Raw genomic sequence first — 240 nt, forward strand, 5'->3', positions numbered from 1 at the left:
GGCTCACCGACCCGACTGTGGCGGCGCGGGGTGAAAATGCGGGGCAGTCTGATGATGTGGATGCCTATGATCTGATCCTGAAAGACAAAGAACGCTTGTTGTCATTCGCTGAACCAGTAAGGTTTATCTTCTCTCACTCGGCGCTACGTGAAGGTTGGGACAATCCAAACGTGTTTGTGATCTGTGCACTCAAACACAGCGACAATACGATCTCACGCCGCCAGGAGGTTGGTCGTGGTC

At 53.3% G+C, this 240-nt stretch carries 1 protein-coding gene; it reads left to right on the forward strand.

The features are described 5' to 3' along the window. On the forward strand, positions 1-240 hold a 240-nt coding region (locus NCR93_RS31860; protein ID WP_250532492.1), incomplete at both ends, for a hypothetical protein.

Origin of the sequence: Caballeronia sp. ATUFL_F1_KS39, assembly GCF_023630985.1 — a bacterium.
Lineage (GTDB): Bacteria > Pseudomonadota > Gammaproteobacteria > Burkholderiales > Burkholderiaceae > Caballeronia > Caballeronia zhejiangensis.